The organism is Mycobacterium sp. DHQP2018-32-09 (genome assembly GCF_058148405.1).
In genome coordinates this window covers 1-17,804 of record NZ_JBYVYK010000078.1, presented here as the reverse complement: position 1 = coordinate 17,804, position 17,804 = coordinate 1, and the positions used below count along the sequence as shown (strand labels likewise).

The window sequence follows — 17,804 nt, the reverse complement described above, 5'->3', positions numbered from 1 at the left end:
CGTCGCCGGCGCGCACTGCCGACGGCTCGCTGCCCTCGGCGTGCTCGCCGGCGGACTGGCCGCCGCGAGTGCGTCGCCGATTGCGGGTGCGCGCGGGACGCTCGCGCTCGGCGCGGGGCTCGCGCTTCTCGGACCTGGCCGAGCGCTCACCGGTGCCGGACTTCTCGGCCGCGGCCCGGGAGGGCTTGCCCACCGAACCGGTCGCCTCGGCGGGGATGTTCAGATCGCTGTAGAGGTGCGGTGTGCTGGAGTACGTTTCCGGGGGCTCGGGGTTGTCGAGGCCGAGCGCCTTGTCGATCATCTCCCAGCGCGTCAGCTCGTCCCAGTCGACGAGCGTGACGGCGATGCCGGTCTTGCCGGCACGGCCGGTGCGGCCGATGCGGTGCACGTAGGACTGCTCGTCCTCGGGGATCTGGTAGTTGATGACGTGGGTGATGTCGTCGATGTCGATGCCGCGGGCGGCGACGTCGGTGGCCACCAGCACGTCCACCTCGCCGTTGCGGAACTGCTTGAGGGCCTTTTCGCGGGCGCCCTGGCCCAGGTCGCCGTGCACGGCGCCGACCTTGAAGCCGCGCTCGGCCAGCTCGTCGGCGACCTTCTGGGCGGTGCGCTTGGTCCTGGTGAAGATCATCGTCGCGCCGCGGCCCTCGGCCTGCAGGATGCGGCTGACCATCTCGACCTTGTCGAGGGCGTGCGCCCGGTAGACGAACTGCTCGGTGGTGTCGTGCACGGCCGCGGAGTGCGGCGCCTCGGCGCGGATGTGCGTCGGCTGGTTCATGAACGTGCGGGCCAGCGTGATGATGGGGTCGGGCATGGTCGCCGAGAACAGCATGGCCTGCCGCTCGTCGGGGATCTGGCGCAGGATGCGCTCGATGTCGGGCAGGAAGCCCAGGTCGAGCATCTCGTCGGCCTCGTCGAGCACCAGCATCGACAGGCCGCCGAGCTGCAGGTGGCCCTGTTGGGCGAGGTCGAGCAGGCGGCCGGGGGTGCCGATCACGACGTCGACGCCCTTGCGCAGGGCCTCGATCTGGGCCTCGTAGGGGCGCCCGCCGTAGATGGAGGTCACCGAGAGCTTGCGATCGCCGGCGCGCAGGTACTTGGCGGCGCTGGCCAGGTCCTCGTAGACCTGCAGGCAGAGTTCCCGCGTCGGCACGACCACCAGCGCCCGCGGGATGCCGGTGAGTTCGCGGGTGGTGTCGGTGGTGATCCGCTGCAGCAGCGGGACGCCGAAGGCCAGCGTCTTGCCCATGCCGGTGCGGGCCTGGCCGATGAGGTCGTCGCCCGCCAGCGCCATCGGCATGGTGAGTTCCTGGATGGCGAACGGGTGCGTCTTGCCGGACTCGGCCAGTGCGCGGACGATCTCCTCGCGTACGCCCAGGTCGGAGAAGGACGTGGTGGTCTCTTCGTGGATCTCGTCGGGGGTGATCTCGACGGTGGTGATCTCGGTCGTGGTGTGGCCGGTCTCGCTGGTGGTGTCGGTGGTGGTGGTGTCGGTGTCGATGTCGGTGTTGATGTCGTTCATTGCGGGTGGCGGTGCCTTTCGAAGTCCAAAACTCGGAAGTTTCGCGGTTGGTCACGCGCGCACGAGTTGGGACTGTTGAGCACCGGGCCCGGGCCTTCGCAGGAGGCGGGCGAACTGCGTGCACGCACATTTCTTGGGCCGGTTCCCGCAGTTCACGGGCTGCGACCCGCGTCCAGTGTAACCGGTGATCCGCGTCGGCGGCTGGTCGCGGGCCCGGAGTCTAGAGTTGCCCCATGACTGGAACCCCGTCCGCGACCACGCCGGAGGAGGCGGCCGAGCCCGCAGCGCCCGGGGTCTCGGTGGACCATCCGGGTGTCGCCGAACTCTTCGCGCTGCTGGCCTACGGCGAGGTCGCCGCGTTCTATCGGCTCACCGAGGAGGCGCGCATGGCGCCCAACCTGGCGGGTCGCATCAACATGGCCAGCATGGCGGCCGCCGAGATGAACCACTACGAGGTGCTGCGCGCCGCGCTCGAGGAGCGCGACGTCGACGTGGTGCCCGCGATGACGAAATACGCTGCGGCCCTTGAGAACTATCACCGTCTGACCACGCCCAGCACGTGGCTGGAGGCGTTGGTGAAGACCTACATCGGTGACGCCCTGGCCGCCGACTTCTACCTCGAGATCGCCGACGCGCTGCCCGCCGAGGTGGCCGACGTGGTGCGCGCGGTCCTCGCCGAGACCGGGCACTCACAGTTCGTGGTGGCCGAGGTTCAGGCGGCCGTGACGGCCAGCGAGCGGCAGCGCCATCGGCTGGCGCTGTGGTCGCGTCGGCTGCTCGGGGAGGCCATCACGCAGGCACAGTTCGTGCTCGCCGATCACGACGAACTCGTCGACCTGGTGCTCGCCAGCGGCGGGCTGGGCCAGCTCGCCGACTTCTTCGAACGTCTGCAGCGCACCCACGCGACCCGGGTCCGCGAACTCGGCCTGCTCTGAGGCTGCGGGCGCCGCGTCAGCGCGTGCAGGTGGTGAGCATCGAGTTGTTGGTCTGCACGGCGATCGGGGTGCCCGCCGCGTCGGTGATCGCGCAGTTCAGCTGACCCGTGAGACTGGTGGCGGTCACCGAGCTGAGCGTGACGCCGGGGTTGAGCACCACGGTCTTGTGCCAGGGCAGGGCGACGTTCACGTCGGTCTGCAGCGCTCCCTGCGCGTCGGTGTAGATGACGGTCACCAGGTCCAGCAGTGAGCGGGTGCCGGTGACGCTGTAGGTCACGGTGCCGGGGGCGGCTGCCTCGGCCGGCGGCGGCGCCACCGGAGGCGCGACGGTGGGCGTCGGGGTCAGGGTGGCGCTCGGGGCGGGGGTGACCGTGGTGACGGTCTCGGGGGCCAGCGGTGCGGGCGGTCGGGTGCTCACCGGGGGGCGCGAAGCGGTGGGTTCGGGCGCGCTGCTGGTCGGCGCCGAGGACGACGCGGGGGCACCGACGGTGCCGGCCACGGAGCCGCTGTCGCCGCCGCCGAGGATGACGGCGGTGCAGATCACCGCGACCAGCAGGATGGCCCCGGCGACGCCGGCCACCCAGATCCACCGGCGGTCCATCGGCTCGTAGTACTCGTAGATCTCGTCGTCGACGTCGGCCTCGTAGGCGGGATCTCGGGCGGGATCGTAGGCGGCGTCGTACCGGTCGTCCCCGGGGGAATGCGGGTGGGAGTACTGCGGGTGGCCATCCTGCGGTCGGGGGCTCGGGTAGCGGGGAGACCGGTAGCCGCGGTAGTCCCGCAGATCGTGATCCTCGTAGGACGGCTCGTCGTAGCGGGGGCCGTCGTCGTACGGGTCACCGTGGCCGTTGCCGTAGTAGTCGTCGAGCACCTGGGTGCGCTGGGGTCCGCGCAGCCATTCGCGACCGTCGCCGCCGAATGTCCACTCGGATCGGCGCGACGGGGCGCGTCCGGATTCGGGCGAGTACGGAGGATTGAGCCTGCTCATCACGTTCCCGGGGTCGTCGGTGTGTCTTGAAATCGATGCTACTGAGGCCAAAGTGACGAATGAGGCTTCGCGGCGCCTCAACGGGTCACGGTCGGGACTCGGTTCGATCAAGCCGACCGAGACCGCCAGTTCGCGCAGCGCGTAGCGACCGCCGCGTCGCGCGGGGCATCGGTCCACTAGCCTTTGCGGGACAGCAGCACGACGGTTTTCAGGAAGGGACGGTTCAGCGGTGGAGGTCAAGATCGGTGTCGTCGACAGCCCGCGCGAGTTGGCGTTCAACAGTGCGCAAGCCGCCGACGAGGTGGAGAAGCTGGTCGCCGACGCGCTGAGCGGCGACCTCAAGGTGTTGAGCCTGACCGACGACAAGGGCAGGCGCTTCCTGGTGCAGACGGCGAAGATCAGCTACGTCGAGATCGGCGCAGCCGATGGGCGTCGCGTCGGGTTCGGTGTGGGCAGCGTCGGGGCCGAGGCGGTCAAGTAGTTCCGACCGCGGTCAGGGAGTCCCCGACCGGGTCAGGACCGTGCGAGCGGCACGTGTGACAGTCCGCCCCAGGCGAACTGCACCGTGCCGGCCACGGCATCCTGCTTGGAGATCGGCCGGTCGTTGTCCAGCCAGTAGCGCGCGCTGTCGACGCTGATGGCCACCAGTCCCACGGCGATCATCCGCGCCCGGTGTGCTTCCAGGCCGGAGTCGCTGCTGATGAGTTCGAACACGGCGTCGGTGCACGATTCGGTGGCCATCTTGACCTGTTCGGACACCTGCGGCTCGGTAACGTAGTCGTTCTCGAAGATCAGCCGGTAGCCCTGGCCGTCGTGCTCGATGAAGTCGAAGAACGCGCCCACCGCGGCGTGCAGTCGCAGCCTGTTGTCGGTGGTGGTGCGCAGCGCCGTGCGGACTCCCGACACCAGGTTCTCCACGTGGCGGTCCAGGACCGCCAGGTACAGCTCCAGCTTCGACGAGAAGTGTTGGTAGAGAACGGGTTTGCTGACGCCGGCGCGATCGGCGATCTCGTCCATGCCGGCGGCGTGGTAACCCCGGTCGACGAAGACCTCGCTGGCAGCGGCCAGCAGTTGACCGCGACGTTCGTCGCGGGGCAGCCGGTTGCCACGCCGATTACCTCGGGCAGACGGTCCGTCGCCGGTGGCCGGCGGCGCGCCTCGCCTCGAGGCTGCGTTGGCGAGATCGCTCATCACGTCCTCACTCTTGGGTCACTTGGGACGTGCCCTGGTCGTACGCTGCGTCGGGCCCCCTCCGCCAGACACGTGGAGTCATCGACATTACTACCCCCGCGCGGGGCGGCCCCGGAACCGTCGCGGTGCGGTCACCCGGTGGCGCGCCGGACGGGGTCGTGCCCTGCGCTGTGCCATTCTGGTCCGGTGACCTACGACTCCCGGACGCGAGGAGGACCGGACGAGCACCGCACGCTCGACGGTCCTTCGGGCCCGCGACCGCCGGGCGGACCCGACGGCGTCGGCCGGCGTGGTGGTCGCGTGCCCAGCCGGGTGCCCATGGTGCGCAACGAGTGGCGCGAGCCGTTGCGCGCCCAGCGGGACCCGGTGGCGGGTGACTCGGGACGCCCCCGTGCCAACCGCGACGAGCACCAGCAGTGGCGCAAGCAGACGTGGCTGGGCCGGTTCGTGTCGACCTACGGGTGGCGGGCCTACGCGCTGCCGGTGCTGTTCGCCGTGACCATCGTGGTGGTGTACCAGTCCATCAGCACCAGCCCGGTGCGCCAGACCGCCGATCCCGGGCCCATCCAGGGGCCGCCGACCATCGACGCGTCCAGCACGGCGATCCTCGGTGCGCCGCCCAAGGGCCTGACGCAGTTCGATGCGAACCTGCCCACCGGCATCCTGCCCGGCGGCGGGTCCTACACCGAGGCGGGTGCGAAGACGTGGCACGTGGTGCCGGGTGCGACGCCGAAGGTGGGCGAGGGCACGCTGCGCACCTTCACCTACACCGTGGAGGTCGAGGACGGCATCGACACGTCGCAGATCGGCGGTGACGAGGCGTACGCGCGGATGGTCACCGAGACGCTGTCCAACCCGAAGAGTTGGACGCACAACACGCAGTTCGCCTTGCAGCGCATCGACGATCCCGCGCAGACCCCGGACTTCCGGGTGTCGCTGACCTCTCCGATGACGGTGCGGGAGGGTTGCGGCTACGACATTCCGATCGAGACGTCGTGCTACAACCCCGCCTATCTGACCGACCAGCCGCGGGTGTTCATCAACGAGGCGCGGTGGGTACGCGGCGCCGTGCCGTTCCAGGGCGACGTCGGCTCCTACCGGCAGTACCTGATCAACCACGAGGTGGGGCACGCCATCGGTTACGCCAAGCACGAGCCGTGCGGCGAGAACGGTGCGTTGGCGCCGATCATGATGCAGCAGACGTTCTCCACCAACAACGACGACAACGCGCGGTTCGACCCGGAGTCGGTTCCCGCCGACGGCAAGACGTGCCGCTTCAACCCCTGGCCGTACCCGATCGTCGCCTAGCGGCCGCGCGGTCTGCCGAACCCGTCGGGAAGGTCATCGGGAAGGTCTCGCGAAGGTCACCGGGAAGGTCTCGGGAAGGTCTGGGAGGCGATTACCGTTGAATGGCGATGGCCGACGTGATGGCCATCAGACGTCCTCGACGCAAGGAGTGAGCCGGTGCCCGGCGATCCGACATCGTTACCGCCGCTGGTCGAACCCGCGGCCTCGCTGACGCGCGACGAGGTCGCGCGCTACAGCCGTCATCTGATCATCCCCGACCTGGGAGTCGACGGGCAGAAGCGCCTGAAGAACGCCAGGGTGCTGGTGATCGGTGCGGGTGGGCTGGGTTCGCCCACGCTGCTCTACCTGGCCGCGGCGGGGGTGGGCACCATCGGCATCGTCGAGTTCGACGTCGTCGACGAATCCAATCTGCAGCGCCAGATCATCCACGGTCAGTCCGACATCGGCCGCTCGAAGGCGCAGAGCGCGCGCGACTCGGTGCTGGAGATCAACCCGCTGGTCGACGTGGTGCTGCACGAGGTCCGCCTGGAGCCGGACAACGCCGTCGACCTGTTCGCGCAGTACGACCTGATCCTGGACGGCACGGACAACTTCGCCACGCGGTACCTGGTGAACGACGCCGCGGTGCTGGCCGGCAAACCGTACGTGTGGGGTTCGATCTACCGCTTCGAAGGCCAGGTGTCGGTGTTCTGGGAGGACGCCCCCGACGGGCTGGGCCTGAACTACCGCGACCTCTACCCGGAGCCGCCGCCGCCGGGGATGGTTCCGTCGTGCGCCGAGGGTGGTGTGCTGGGCATCCTGTGCGCGTCGATCGCGTCGGTGATGGGGACCGAGGCCATCAAGCTCATCACCGGCATCGGCGAGCCGCTGCTGGGTCGGCTGATGGTGTACGACGCGCTCGACATGACCTACCGCACCATCAAGATTCGCAAGGATCCGGCCACGCCGAAGATCACCGAGCTGATCGACTACGAGGCGTTCTGCGGCGTGGTGTCCGAGGCGGCCGCGGAGGCGACGGTCGACGCGACCGTCACGCCGCGCGAGCTGCGGGACATGATCGACTCCGGGAAGCGCGTGGCGCTGATCGACGTGCGGGAACCGGTCGAGTGGGAGATCAACCACATCGACGGCGCGGAGCTGGTGCCCAAGTCGACGCTCGAGGCCGGCGAGGGGCTGGCGAAGTTGCCGCACGACCGGATCCCGGTGCTGTACTGCAAGACCGGGGTGCGGTCGGCCGAGGCGTTGGCCGCGGTGAAGAAGGCCGGCTTCGCCGACGCGCTGCACCTGCAGGGCGGGATCGTGGCCTGGGCCAGGCAACTCGATCCCGACATGGTCATGTACTGACCGCTGATCCGCTCGCGTACGCCTTAGGCTGTGGCGGTGACTGTCGAAGGGCCGCCCGATCACGTGCTGACGGCGTTCGGCCTCACCGGGCTGCGACCCGTCGCCTTGGGCGCGGGTTGGGACGGCGGCTGGCGGTGCGGGGAAGTGGTGCTGTCGGTGGTGGCCGATCCGGCGCGCGCGGCGTGGTCGGCGAAGGTGCGCGAGACGCTGTTCGTCGACGGGGTGCGGTTGGCGCGGCCGGTGCGGTCCAGCGACGGGCGTTACGTCGTCGCCGGGTGGCGGGCGGACACGTTCGTCGCAGGCAATCCGGAGCCGCGCCACGACGAGGTGGTGTCGGCTGCGGTGCGGTTGCACGAGGCGACGGCCAAGTTGGAGCGGCCCCGCTTCCTGACGCAGCCGCCCGCGGTGCCGTGGACCGAGGTCGACGTGTTCATCGCCGCGGACCGGGCGGCCTGGGAGGACCAGCCGCTGCACTCGCTGCCGCAGGGTGCCATGGTGGCCCCGGGGTCGGCTGACGGGCAGCGGTCGATCGACCTGCTCCATCAGCTGGGGGAGTTGCGCAAGCCGACGCGCTCGCCCAGCCAGCTGGTGCACGGCGACCTCTACGGCACCGTGCTGTTCGCGGGCACTGCGGCCCCCGGGATCACCGACATCACCCCGTACTGGCGGCCGGCCTCCTGGGCGGCGGGCGTCGTCGTCGTCGACGCGCTGTCGTGGGGTGAGGCCGACGACGGCCTAGTGGAGCGGTGGTCGTCGCTGCCGGAATGGCCGCAGATGTTGTTGCGGGCGTTGATGTTTCGGCTCGCCGTGCATGCGCTGCACCCCCGCTCGACGGCCGCGGTGTTCCCCGGCCTGGCCCGCACGGCCGCGCTGGTGCGGTTGGTGCTCTAGCCGGACCGCACTGCACGGTCCGTTCGCGTCGGGTGGGCCCGCGCGCCGTTGCCTGCTCGTCCGTGTGCGCGGCGGCCGTGCCTGATGGTGTCGCGGTGCGTGACCGCGGTGATCGCGCCGCCGTGGCCCACGACGCCGTGTGCGCCCGCACTTCTCGGTGGGCGGCGATCACGGTCCGTCGGTGCCATGGGGCGTTCCGCTCTCGTCCGGCGGGCCGATGTCGGTGCGCGGTGCCCATGGGTCGTCGGGGTCGAATGCACGGGCCGTAGCCGCGCTGTGCAGCGCTGCGTCCGCCCTGATCGCATCGGCCTCCGTCGCACCCGGAGACTCATCTGCCGCGCAGCCACCTTCCCCGCCGCCGCGTGGCGGGTGGAGTCGTTCGGGGTGGTGGTAAGTGTTCACCCGGGTTTGGCCGCGGTCCAGCAGCGGGGGTGGGTGCCATTCGACCTGGTGGCGGGCGTTCATCCGGGTGGTCCAGCCGCCGGTCGTGCCGACGAGGCGGTTGTCGCCGCCGCACGCCAGGGCGTTGTCGTTGACGTTGGTGTTCCCACCTGCAGCGAAGTCCTTGACCGCATGGTGCACCTGGCAGCCGTACGCCCCGACGGTGCAGCCGGGTTTGGTGCAGCCCCCGTCGCGGGTGATCAGGGCGAGGCGTTGCACGACGGTGGCGGTGCGGCGGGTCTGGAACAGGTCGAGGACCTTGCCGGTCGCGTCGTCGAACAGCGTCAGGAACCCCGTGGTGGTGGATTGGGCGGCCAGCTGCAAGATCTCGCGCCGTGTCAGCACGGTCCCACCGCCGGTGACCCCGACGCCGGCACGGGACTCCAGATCGCTCAACGTGGTGCGGATCAGGATCGCCGTGGGAATCCCGTTGAGCCGGCCCAACTCGCCCTTGTCCAGGGCCGTGCGGTGGAGGAACGCCAACGCGTCGTGACGCCGCTGGGCCAGGGTGCGGTCATCGGCGTCGATCTGCGCCTGGCTAGGCGTGCCGGCGGTACAGGGCTCATCGTCGGCGGGGTTGCACATGCCGGGGGCGGCGAACTTCGCCAACAGCACCTCCAGCGCCGCCCAGGCGGCGGCGGTCATCACCACCGAGACGGCGACGGTGCCATCGTGGCCCTGCTTGCCGACGGTCATGCCACGACGGCGAATACCGTCGTCCTCGGTCGGCGGCGGCCCGTCCTGATCGAGCAGATACAGGGTGCGTTTGAGATCGGCGGCCAACTGATGGGGCGCCCTGGTGGTGGCGGCCCGCGCCCACGCGACCTCCAACTGCTCCCGCTGCTTTGGGTCGACGTGGGTGGGGATCTTGGCGACGGCGTCGCGGATCGCGGCCACGTGATCGGCGTTGATCACCCCGTGCGCCACCGCGATCGCCGTCGCGGGCAACTTCGGTGGCATCGGCTGTCCGGTCAGGGACTTTCGGGGCCCGAGGTCGGCGGCCACCGCGACGCGGCGCTTGGCCTCTCTGGGGTGCAGGTTCAGCCGGGTCTGAAACGCATCGGCAAGGTTCTTGGCGCCCAACTGCGATGGCGGGGTGTCGGCGTCCAAGGAGGTGATTAGGTGATGCTCCACCGCGGGCAGACGGCAGCGATGGGTCTCCACGTCGGCGAGCGCCTGCAACCGATCCTCCGGGTCGAGAGAGTCAAGGTCACACGCGAGCAACGCGTCCAGGCCGGCGCGCATCGTGGCGATTGCCTCGCGCACTTTCTCGACCTCCATGCTTCGAACATACATTCGAGGTCTGACATGTCGGCTGTCTCGCTTGCGGGATGGCGTCGATGGCTTCCACGGTCGTGAACGCCGCGTGTCCGCGACCCCGGGCAGTCGAGACGACGACGCCCCCACCCCCGGGGATGTGGGGTGGGGGCGTCGAGTCCGGGGGCGCCTACTTCTGGTCGGCGCCGGTCAGGTGGGCGATGTAGGCGGGGCCGTGGTTGCCGTGCCAGCCCGGGCCCACCGTCGGCGCGGGGTGGGCGAACGTCTGCGGCGAGTACGAGTAGCCGTGACCCGTGGGCGCCTCGCCGGTGGCGGCGTTGGCGGCACCGGCCAGGCCGAGGGCGGCACCGCCCAGGATGCCGGCGGCGGCGACGGGCAGGGCGATGGTGGGGAGGATCTTGGTCATGACTTCTCCTGAGAGCGAGCGGGTTTCGAGTGGTCCGGCCGGTGTGTTCCGGCGATGACCCAATACTCCCGCCCAGGGCGCGCCGGCCATATCGACCGACCGGCCCCACCCCCGGATGAAACCGAGCCCCCCCGATCGGTGGACCCGAACACGCGATGCCCCGGATGACCGGGCCCCTCGACACGACGACGGGGCACCCACCCGAAGGTGGATGCCCCGTACGCCGAGGGTCCCGTACGCCGAGGGACTGGGGTCAGCGGCCGTTGCCGAAGGTCGCCTGCGGGGCGGGCACGGTCGCGGTCTGCTGGATGTCGTTGATCCACGTGTGGTGGTCGATGCCCGCGCTGGCCGGGGCGGCCAGGCCCAACACGGCGGCGGCGAAACCGGTGGCGATGATGCCGGCGATGGTGGTCTTCTTCATGATCTCTGCTCCCTCTCGATGACCGCTTGCGCGGTGTCCTGCCCCGTGTAACCCGCACGTCAACGCACCTATTTCGGGTGGCAGTGATTGAGCGGCCCGTGGCAGGAATCGACCTGCCGACTGCCGTCAGGGTCGTGGTCGCGGCGGATTCACGGCCCTGAGGACAGCCGAAACGACCAGGCCCCCACCCGGCGGTGAACCCGGGCTTCCCCGATCAGCCGAAGGCGTGCCGGTATTCGCGCAACGGGATGCGGCCGTCGACGGCCAGCACGCCTTCGGCGCGGAGCCGCTCCAGTTGCGTGGTCACCAGGTGCGGCGCGGGGCGTCCGGAGGCGCCGATCACGCGATGCCAGGGCAGATCGGAGGAATCCGTGCGCATGATCCACCCGACGACGCGGGGACTCGACAGCTCGGCGGCCGCGGCGATGTCACCGTAGGTGGCGACGCGGCCGCTCGGGATCGCGGCGACCAGGGCGCGTACGCGCTCCACCTGGTCGTCGGTCACGGCCGCCATGGTCGTTCCCGTCAGCCCAGCAGCCCGCGAACGACGTCGGCGGTCTCGGCGGGCATGGCCAGGGGCACCATGTGGTCGCTGTCCCAGTCCAGCAGCGTGAAGTCTCCGCCGAGGCCCGCGTCGAGTCCGGCGACGAGTTCGTCGGTGACGTAGGCAGGCGTGGTGCGGGTGGCGCGCACCAGCGTCGTCGGCGTGCCGTCGCGTGGGATCACCGCGGGACGGGTCAGCTCACTCCAGTAGCACAGTGCGGCGGGCACGCTGAAGCGCCAGGCCACCCGACCGTTGGGGAGGTCGACGAGGTGCTCGTCGAGTTCGCGCTCGACCTCGGCGGGGTCGACGTCGGCCCACGACCCGTGCACCTTCTCCGCCCTGGCCTCGTCGCGGTCGGCGTAGTCGGGGGAGGCGTACATCTGGTCGGCGATCTCACGCATCCGGCGGCCGTCGAGCCCGATGGCCGGGTCCATCAGGGCCACGCCGGCGATCAGGTCGGGTCGCGCAACCGCCAGGTGCAACGCCAGAGCACCGCCGAAGGAGTGACCCAGCACCACCACCGGCTCGCCGCCGTCGGCGTCGAGGAGGGCGGCGAGCGCGGCGACGTTGGCGTCGATGGTCCAGGGGGCGTCCCAGGTCGAGTGGCCGTGACCGATCAGGTCCGGCGCGACGATCGGGACGTCGGCGAGATGGCGTGCGGCCAGGGTCTCCCAGCGTCGGCCGTGGCCGGTGAGGCCGTGCACGGCGAGGACGCGGGCGGGGCCGGCGGGACCGTAGCGGTGGGCGTGCAGGGGTGCGGTCACGGTCTCGATGCTGCCAGCCTGCGCGGAGGCGGTGTTGTCGGACCCCCGTGGTGTCATTCACGGCATGCCCAGCTCGTCGCTCGCCCCGTCCGTCGACGCGATGCTCGCGCCCGGTGCGCGCGGCCGGGTGCGGGTGCTCGGTGGCCCGGGTACCGGCAAGAGCACGCTGCTGGTGGCCACGGCCGCCGCGCACGTGACGGCCGGCACGGCTCCGGAATCGGTTCTGCTGCTGACGGGTTCGGCCCGATTGGGCATGCGTGCGCGCGCCGCGGTCACCACCGCGCTGCTGGAGTCGGACGCGGCGCCCGCCGCGGTGCGCGAACCCGTGGTGCGCACGGTGCACTCGTATGCGTTCGCGGTGCTGCGGTTGGCGGCCCAGCGCAACGGGGACCCGCCGCCGCGGCTGGTGACCAGCGCGGAGCAGGACGGGATCATCCGCGAGCTGCTCGCGGGTGACGTCGCCGACGGCGAGCGGTCGGCGGTGCGGTGGCCCGCCCAGCTGCGGCCCGCGCTCCTCACCGCGGGGTTCGCGACGGAGTTGCGCGATCTGCTGGCCCGCTGCGCCGAGCGCGGCGTCGACCCCGTTGCGCTGCAACGGATCGGCCGCAGCGCGGGTCGCCCGCAGTGGGTCGCCGCCGGCCGGTTCGCGCAGGTCTACGAGCAGGTCATGCTGTTGCGCTCTGCGGTGGGCATGGCCGCACCGCAGGCCACCGTGCCTGCCCTGGGTGCCGCCGAGCTGGTGGGTGCGGCGCTCGACGCCCTGGCCGCAGATCCCGAGCTGCTGGCCGCCGAACGCGGCCGTGTCGAGCTGCTGCTCGTCGACGATGCCCAGCACCTCGACCCGCAGGCCGCCCAGCTGGTCCGGGTACTTGCCGCCGGGGCCGGGTTGACGGTGCTGGCCGGGGATCCCAATCAGTCCGTATTCGGTTATCGGGGTGCGGATCCCGCGCTGCTGCGGGGTGACGGGCCCAGCATCGTCCTCGACCGGTCGCACCGGTGCGCGCCTGCGGTGGCGCGGGCGGTCAGCGGCATCGCGCGGCGGCTGCCGGGTGTCGATGCGGCGCGGGAGATCGCCGGCGCCGACGGGCCCTCGGGCTCGGTCTCGGTGCGTGTCGCGGCCACGGCGCACGCCGAGTCGGCGATGGTGGCCGATGCCCTGCGTCGGGCCCATCTGATGGGCGGCGTCGCGTGGGGTCGGATGGCGGTCATCGTGCGTTCGGTACCGAATGTGGGGGCGTCGCTGGCCCGGGCGCTGGTGTCGGCGGGCGTGCCCGTGGAGCTGCGTGCGCCGTCGGCCCCGCTGGCGGACAATCCCGCGGTGGCCGCCCTGCTGACCGTGCTTGATTGCGTCGCAACGGGTCTCGACGGTGATCGTGCGATCGACCTGGTCACCGGCCCCATCGGGCGGGTGGATCCGGTCTCGCTGCGTCAGCTGCGCCGCACGCTGCGCCGCGCCGACGGCAGCCGACCGCCACGGGACTTCGCCGGGCTGCTCGTCGAGCAGATCGAGGGCCCGGGCGGCGGGGAGCTGCCCGACCATCTGGCGCGTCCGCTGCGCCGGGTGCGCGCGGTGGTGGCGGAGGCGGCCCGCAGTCACGCCGGGGGACAGGACCCCCGGTTCACGCTGTGGCAGGCATGGCATCACAGCGGTTTGCAGCGCCGGTGGCTGGCGGCCGTGGAACGCGGGGGTGGTGCCGCCGTGCAGGCCGGTCGCGATCTCGACGCGGCCACGGCCCTGTTCGACGTCGCCGAGCAGTACGTCACCCGCACCACGGGGGCGACGCTGACGGGCTTGGTCGACCACGTGCGGGCGATGTCGCTCGGGGTGTCCGACGGCGCCGACACCGCGGGGACCGACGCGGTCTCGGTGCTGAGCGCACATGCCGCCCTCGACGGGCAGTGGGACGTCGTGGTCATCGCGGGGTTGCAGGAGGGCCTGTGGCCCAACACGGTTCCCCGCGGTGGGGTTCTGGGCACGCAGCACCTCGTCGACGTCCTCGACGGGGTGGACGCACCGGGCGGGACGGCCGGGGTGTCGAGCCGGGCGCCGCTGCTGGCCGAGGAGCGCCGCCTGCTGGTCGCGGCTCTGGGCCGGGCGCGTCACCACGTGCTGGTCACGGCCGTCGACGGTGGCGACGACGACGAGTCGGCCATCCCCTCACCGTTCTGCACCGAGCTTGCGGCCCTGGCCACCGACGCGCCGGGGCAGGGGCGCTTCGACGGTCCGCCGGTGCAGACGCCGCGGGTGCTGGCGCCGGCCGCGTTGGTGGGCCGGCTGCGCGCCGTGGTGTGCGCACCCGACGGCGAGGTCGACGACGCCGCCCGCGCCCATGCCGCAACGCAATTGGCGCGGTTGGCCGAGGCCGGCGTGCCGGGTGCCGATCCCGCGTCTTGGTATGCGGCCACGCCGTGCTCCACCGAGGCACCGCTGTGGTCGGGCGACGATCACGTGGTGACGTTGTCGCCGTCGACGCTGGCGATGCTCGGCGACTGCCCGCTGCGCTGGTTGCTGGAACGTCACGGCGGCTCCGACGGCCGCGACGTCCGGTCGGCGCTGGGGTCGCTGGTGCACGCGCTGGTGGCCGACGGCGCCACCGAGGAGCAGATGGTGGCTCGGCTGGAGCGGGCGTGGCCCGACCTGCCGTTCGAGGCGTCCTGGTACGCGGCCAACGAACTGGACCGACACCGGATGGTGCTGTCGGCGTACGCGCAATGGCTCGAGCGCACGCGTGGGCAGTACACGGCGGTCGGCACCGAGGTCGACGTCGACGGCGTGGTGGTGGCGGCGGGCGACGGTCCGGCGGTGCGGCTGCGCGGCCGGATCGACCGTGTCGAACGTGATGCCGAGGGCCGGCTGGTGGTGGTCGACCTCAAGACGGGCAAGTCGCCGGTCAGCAAGGACGACGCGCAGCGTCACGCCCAGTTGGCCGCCTATCAACTGGCCATCGCCGAGGGCCTGCTGCCCGACGGCGACTCCGCCGGTGGTGGACGCCTGGTCTACCTCGGGAAGATCGGAACGTCCGGACCCACGGAGCGCGAACAGGATCCGATGAGCGCGCAGACCAGGGAGCAGTGGCGCTCCGAGGTGTCCGAGGCGGCGGCCGCCACCCAGGGGCCGCGGTTCGTGGCCAGGGTGAACGACGGCTGCACGCACTGTCCGGTGCGGGCGATGTGCCCGGCGCACCAGGGAGGGCGGTCGTGACGCCGCGCTACACGCCCGCCGAGCTGGCCGAGACGCTGGGCCTGTTCCCGCCTACCGAGGAGCAGGCGGCCGTCATCGCCGCGCCGCCCGGACCGCTGGTCGTCATCGCCGGTGCGGGGGCGGGCAAGACCGAGACCATGGCGGCACGGGTGGTGTGGTTGGTCGCCAACGGGTATGCGCGTCCCGGCGAGGTGCTGGGGCTGACGTTCACCCGCAAGGCCGCGGGGCAGCTGCAGCGCCGGGTGCGGACGCGCCTGGCGCGGCTGGCCGGTACGGACCTCGCGGTGGGTGGCCCGCCGTTCGCCGCCGGGGATCCCGCCGCCGGTGAGGAGCAGCCCACCGTGAGCACGTATCACGCCTTCGCGGGCACGCTGCTGCGCGAGCACGGTCTGCTGTTGCCCGTCGAGCCGGCGACCCGGCTCATCGGGGCCACCGAGCTGTGGCAGCTGGCTCACCGCGTGGTGTGCGACCATCCGGGCCCACTGGACATGGATCGATCGCCTGCCACGGTCACGGGAATGGTGCTGCGGTTGGCGGGCCAGCTCGCCGAACACCTCGTCGACACCCGGCAGCTCGCGGACACCCATCACGAACTCGAGCGGTTGGTGCACACGTTGCCCGCGGGTCCGTCGCAGCGCGACACCGGCCCCACCCAAGCGCTGCTGCGCATGCTCGCGGTGCAGACCGAGCGCGCCGAACTGATCCCGCTGGTGGACGAACTGCACCGGCGGATGAACGCCGAACACGTGATGGACTTCGGGATGCAGATGTCGGCGGCGGCCCGGCTGGCCGAGCGGTTCGGTGAGGTCGGGGCCGCGCTGCGGGCGCGGTATCGCGTGGTGCTGCTCGACGAGTACCAGGACACCGGTCATGCGCAGCGGGTGGCGCTGTCGTCGTTGTTCGGCGGCGGCGTCGACGACGGTTTGGCGCTCACCGCGGTGGGTGATCCGATCCAGTCCATCTACGGCTGGCGGGGGGCGTCGGCGACCAATCTGCCGCGGTTCGCCACCGACTTCGCGCTGTCGGACGGAACACCGGCTCCCACATTGGAATTGCGCACCAGCTGGCGCAATCCGCCCAGCGCGCTGCACGTGGCCAACGCCGTGTCGGCCGAAGCGCGCCGCCGCTCGGTGGAGGTGCGGGAGCTGCTGCCGCGCCCCGACGCCGACGCGGGCACCATCGCGTGTGCGCTGTTGCCCGACGTGGCTGCCGAACGCGACTGGGTGGCCGAGCACGTCGCGCGGCGGTATCACGCGGTTCTCGCCGAGGGGGGTCCCGCGCCGACGGCGGCGGTGCTGGTGCGCCGCAACGCCGACGCGGTGCCCATGGCCGAGGCGCTGACGGCGCGCGGGGTCCCGGTGGAGGTGGTCGGCCTCGCGGGTCTGCTGTCCATCCCGGAGGTCGCCGACGTCGTCGCGATGTTGCGCCTCGTCGCCGACCCGACGGCCGGCGCCGCGGCGGTCCGCGTGCTCACCGGACCACGCTGGCAGCTCGGCGCGGCCGACGTCGCGGCGCTGTGGCGGCGCGCCGTCGACGTGGACCGGCCGGATCGTCCCGACGAGGCGAGCCTGGCCGACGTCGTGGCGGCCGCCGCGCCCGACGCCGATGCCGCGTGCCTCGCCGACGCCATCTGCGATCCCGGTGCCCGCGAACGGTATTCCGAGCAGGGGTACCACCGCATCGTGGCATTGGGGCGCGAGTTGACGTCGCTGCGAGCGCAGCTGCACCATCCGCTGCCCGATCTCGTCGCCGAGGTGCGTCGCGTCATGGGCATCGACGCTGAAGTGCGTGCCGCGCAACCGGTCTCGGCGGGCTGGGGCGGCGCCGAGCATCTCGACGCGTTCGCCGACGTCGTGGCGGACTTCGCCGCGCACACCACGCAGTCGCTCCCGGCGCTGCTGGCCTATCTCGACGCGGCGGCCGAGGTGGAGAACGGTCTGGCGCCCGCCGAGGTGGCGGTGTCGCGGGACCGGGTGCAGATCCTCACCGTGCACGCGGCCAAGGGCTTGGAGTGGCAGATCGTGGCGGTGCCGCACCTGGTCAGCCGGGTGTTCCCGTCCACGGCGCAGGCACGGACGTGGCTCAGCGACGCGGCCGACCTGCCGCCGTTGCTGCGTGGCGACCGCGCGACGCTGTCCGAACACGGTGTGCCGGTGTTGGATACGTCCGACGTCTACGACCGCAAGGCGTTGGCGGACGCCATCGACGCTCACAAGCGCACGCTGGCGCAGCGGCGGGTCGACGAGGAGCGACGCCTGCTGTACGTGGCGATCACGCGCGCCGAGGACACACTGTTGATCTCGGGGCATCACTGGGGTGCCACCGGGTTGACGCCGCGGGGTCCGTCGGAGTTCCTGCTCGAGATCAAGGCGGTGCTCGATGCCGCCGCCGCCGACGGCCGACCGTGCGGCGTGGTGGAGCAGTGGGCGCCGACGCCCGCCGCCGGTGATCCGAACCCGTTCGCCGACGAGGTCGTGGAACGCTCGTGGCCGGTGCAACCGCCCGCGGACGTGCTGGCCGCCGTCGACCGGGGCGCCGCGCTGGTCGCCGCCGCGCGGGCGGGTCGGCT

At 71.7% G+C, this 17,804-nt stretch carries 15 protein-coding genes; 7 read left to right on the top strand and 8 right to left on the bottom strand.

Features of this window, described 5'->3' with window-relative positions; all coding sequences use genetic code 11:
* Positions 1–1,522, bottom strand: a 1,522-nt coding sequence (locus AC30CM_RS25615; RefSeq protein WP_490119726.1) for a DEAD/DEAH box helicase, incomplete at its 3' end; no start/stop codon positions are given.
* Positions 1,523–1,755: 233 nt separating this feature from the next.
* On the opposite strand from AC30CM_RS25615, the gene AC30CM_RS25610 reads away from it, so the two are divergent.
* Positions 1,756–2,457 (top strand): ferritin-like fold-containing protein, encoded by a 702-nt coding sequence (locus tag AC30CM_RS25610; protein WP_490119725.1) that lies wholly within the window; start codon positions 1,756–1,758, stop codon positions 2,455–2,457.
* Positions 2,458–2,473: 16 nt separating this feature from the next.
* Here the strand turns inward: AC30CM_RS25610 and AC30CM_RS25605 are convergent, their stop codons facing one another.
* On the bottom strand, positions 2,474–3,445 hold the full coding sequence (locus AC30CM_RS25605) for a hypothetical protein (protein WP_490119724.1): 972 nt from the start codon (positions 3,443–3,445) through the stop codon (positions 2,474–2,476).
* Positions 3,446–3,674: 229 nt separating this feature from the next.
* Between AC30CM_RS25605 and AC30CM_RS25600 the strand changes: the two genes are divergently transcribed.
* Positions 3,675–3,926 carry a DUF3107 domain-containing protein gene (locus tag AC30CM_RS25600; RefSeq protein WP_490119723.1) on the top strand — a complete coding sequence of 84 codons (252 nt, stop codon included), beginning with the start codon at positions 3,675–3,677 and terminating at the stop codon, positions 3,924–3,926.
* A gap of 32 nt (positions 3,927–3,958) precedes the next feature.
* Here AC30CM_RS25600 and fasR read toward each other — a convergent pair whose 3' ends face one another.
* On the bottom strand, positions 3,959–4,636 hold the full coding sequence (gene fasR / locus AC30CM_RS25595) for an HTH-type transcriptional activator FasR (RefSeq protein ID WP_490119722.1): 678 nt from the start codon (positions 4,634–4,636) through the stop codon (positions 3,959–3,961).
* A gap of 318 nt (positions 4,637–4,954) precedes the next feature.
* Between fasR and AC30CM_RS25590 the strand changes: the two genes are divergently transcribed.
* From AC30CM_RS25590 to AC30CM_RS25580, 3 genes are all read left to right on the top strand, one after another.
* Positions 4,955–5,944: a DUF3152 domain-containing protein gene (locus AC30CM_RS25590; RefSeq protein ID WP_490119727.1), complete on the top strand. Its 990-nt coding sequence runs from the start codon at positions 4,955–4,957 to the stop codon at positions 5,942–5,944.
* A 156-nt stretch (positions 5,945–6,100) separates the two neighbouring features.
* Positions 6,101–7,288, top strand: a complete 1,188-nt coding sequence (gene moeZ, locus AC30CM_RS25585) for an adenylyltransferase/sulfurtransferase MoeZ (protein WP_490119721.1) — start codon at positions 6,101–6,103, stop codon at positions 7,286–7,288.
* Positions 7,289–7,324: 36 nt separating this feature from the next.
* Positions 7,325–8,179: a TIGR02569 family protein gene (locus AC30CM_RS25580; protein WP_490119720.1), complete on the top strand. Its 855-nt coding sequence runs from the start codon at positions 7,325–7,327 to the stop codon at positions 8,177–8,179.
* A gap of 168 nt (positions 8,180–8,347) precedes the next feature.
* Here the strand turns inward: AC30CM_RS25580 and AC30CM_RS25575 are convergent, their stop codons facing one another.
* The 5 genes from AC30CM_RS25575 to AC30CM_RS25555 all read right to left on the bottom strand — a co-directional run bounded on the left by AC30CM_RS25575 (position 8,348) and on the right by AC30CM_RS25555 (position 12,090).
* Positions 8,348–9,901 carry an HNH endonuclease signature motif containing protein gene (locus AC30CM_RS25575; RefSeq protein WP_490119719.1) on the bottom strand — a complete coding sequence of 518 codons (1,554 nt, stop codon included), beginning with the start codon at positions 9,899–9,901 and terminating at the stop codon, positions 8,348–8,350.
* A gap of 166 nt (positions 9,902–10,067) precedes the next feature.
* On the bottom strand, positions 10,068–10,304 hold the full coding sequence (locus tag AC30CM_RS25570; RefSeq protein ID WP_490119718.1) for a hypothetical protein: 237 nt from the start codon (positions 10,302–10,304) through the stop codon (positions 10,068–10,070).
* A gap of 253 nt (positions 10,305–10,557) precedes the next feature.
* A complete protein-coding gene (locus AC30CM_RS25565) occupies positions 10,558–10,725 on the bottom strand; it encodes a hypothetical protein (RefSeq protein WP_490117871.1) in 168 nt (55 codons plus the stop codon).
* Positions 10,726–10,939: 214 nt separating this feature from the next.
* Positions 10,940–11,239 carry an MGMT family protein gene (locus AC30CM_RS25560; RefSeq protein WP_490119717.1) on the bottom strand — a complete coding sequence of 100 codons (300 nt, stop codon included), beginning with the start codon at positions 11,237–11,239 and terminating at the stop codon, positions 10,940–10,942.
* Between the two features lie 11 nt (positions 11,240–11,250).
* Positions 11,251–12,090 (bottom strand): alpha/beta fold hydrolase, encoded by an 840-nt coding sequence (locus AC30CM_RS25555; protein ID WP_490119716.1) that lies wholly within the window; start codon positions 12,088–12,090, stop codon positions 11,251–11,253.
* A 7-nt stretch (positions 12,091–12,097) separates the two neighbouring features.
* On the opposite strand from AC30CM_RS25555, the gene AC30CM_RS25550 reads away from it, so the two are divergent.
* Positions 12,098–15,235, top strand: coding sequence for a PD-(D/E)XK nuclease family protein (locus AC30CM_RS25550; protein ID WP_490119715.1), 3,138 nt, complete (start codon positions 12,098–12,100; stop codon positions 15,233–15,235).
* Positions 15,232–17,804, top strand: a 2,573-nt coding sequence (locus AC30CM_RS25545; protein ID WP_490119714.1) for an ATP-dependent helicase, incomplete at its 3' end; no start/stop codon positions are given. The genes AC30CM_RS25550 and AC30CM_RS25545, both read left to right, overlap by 4 nt.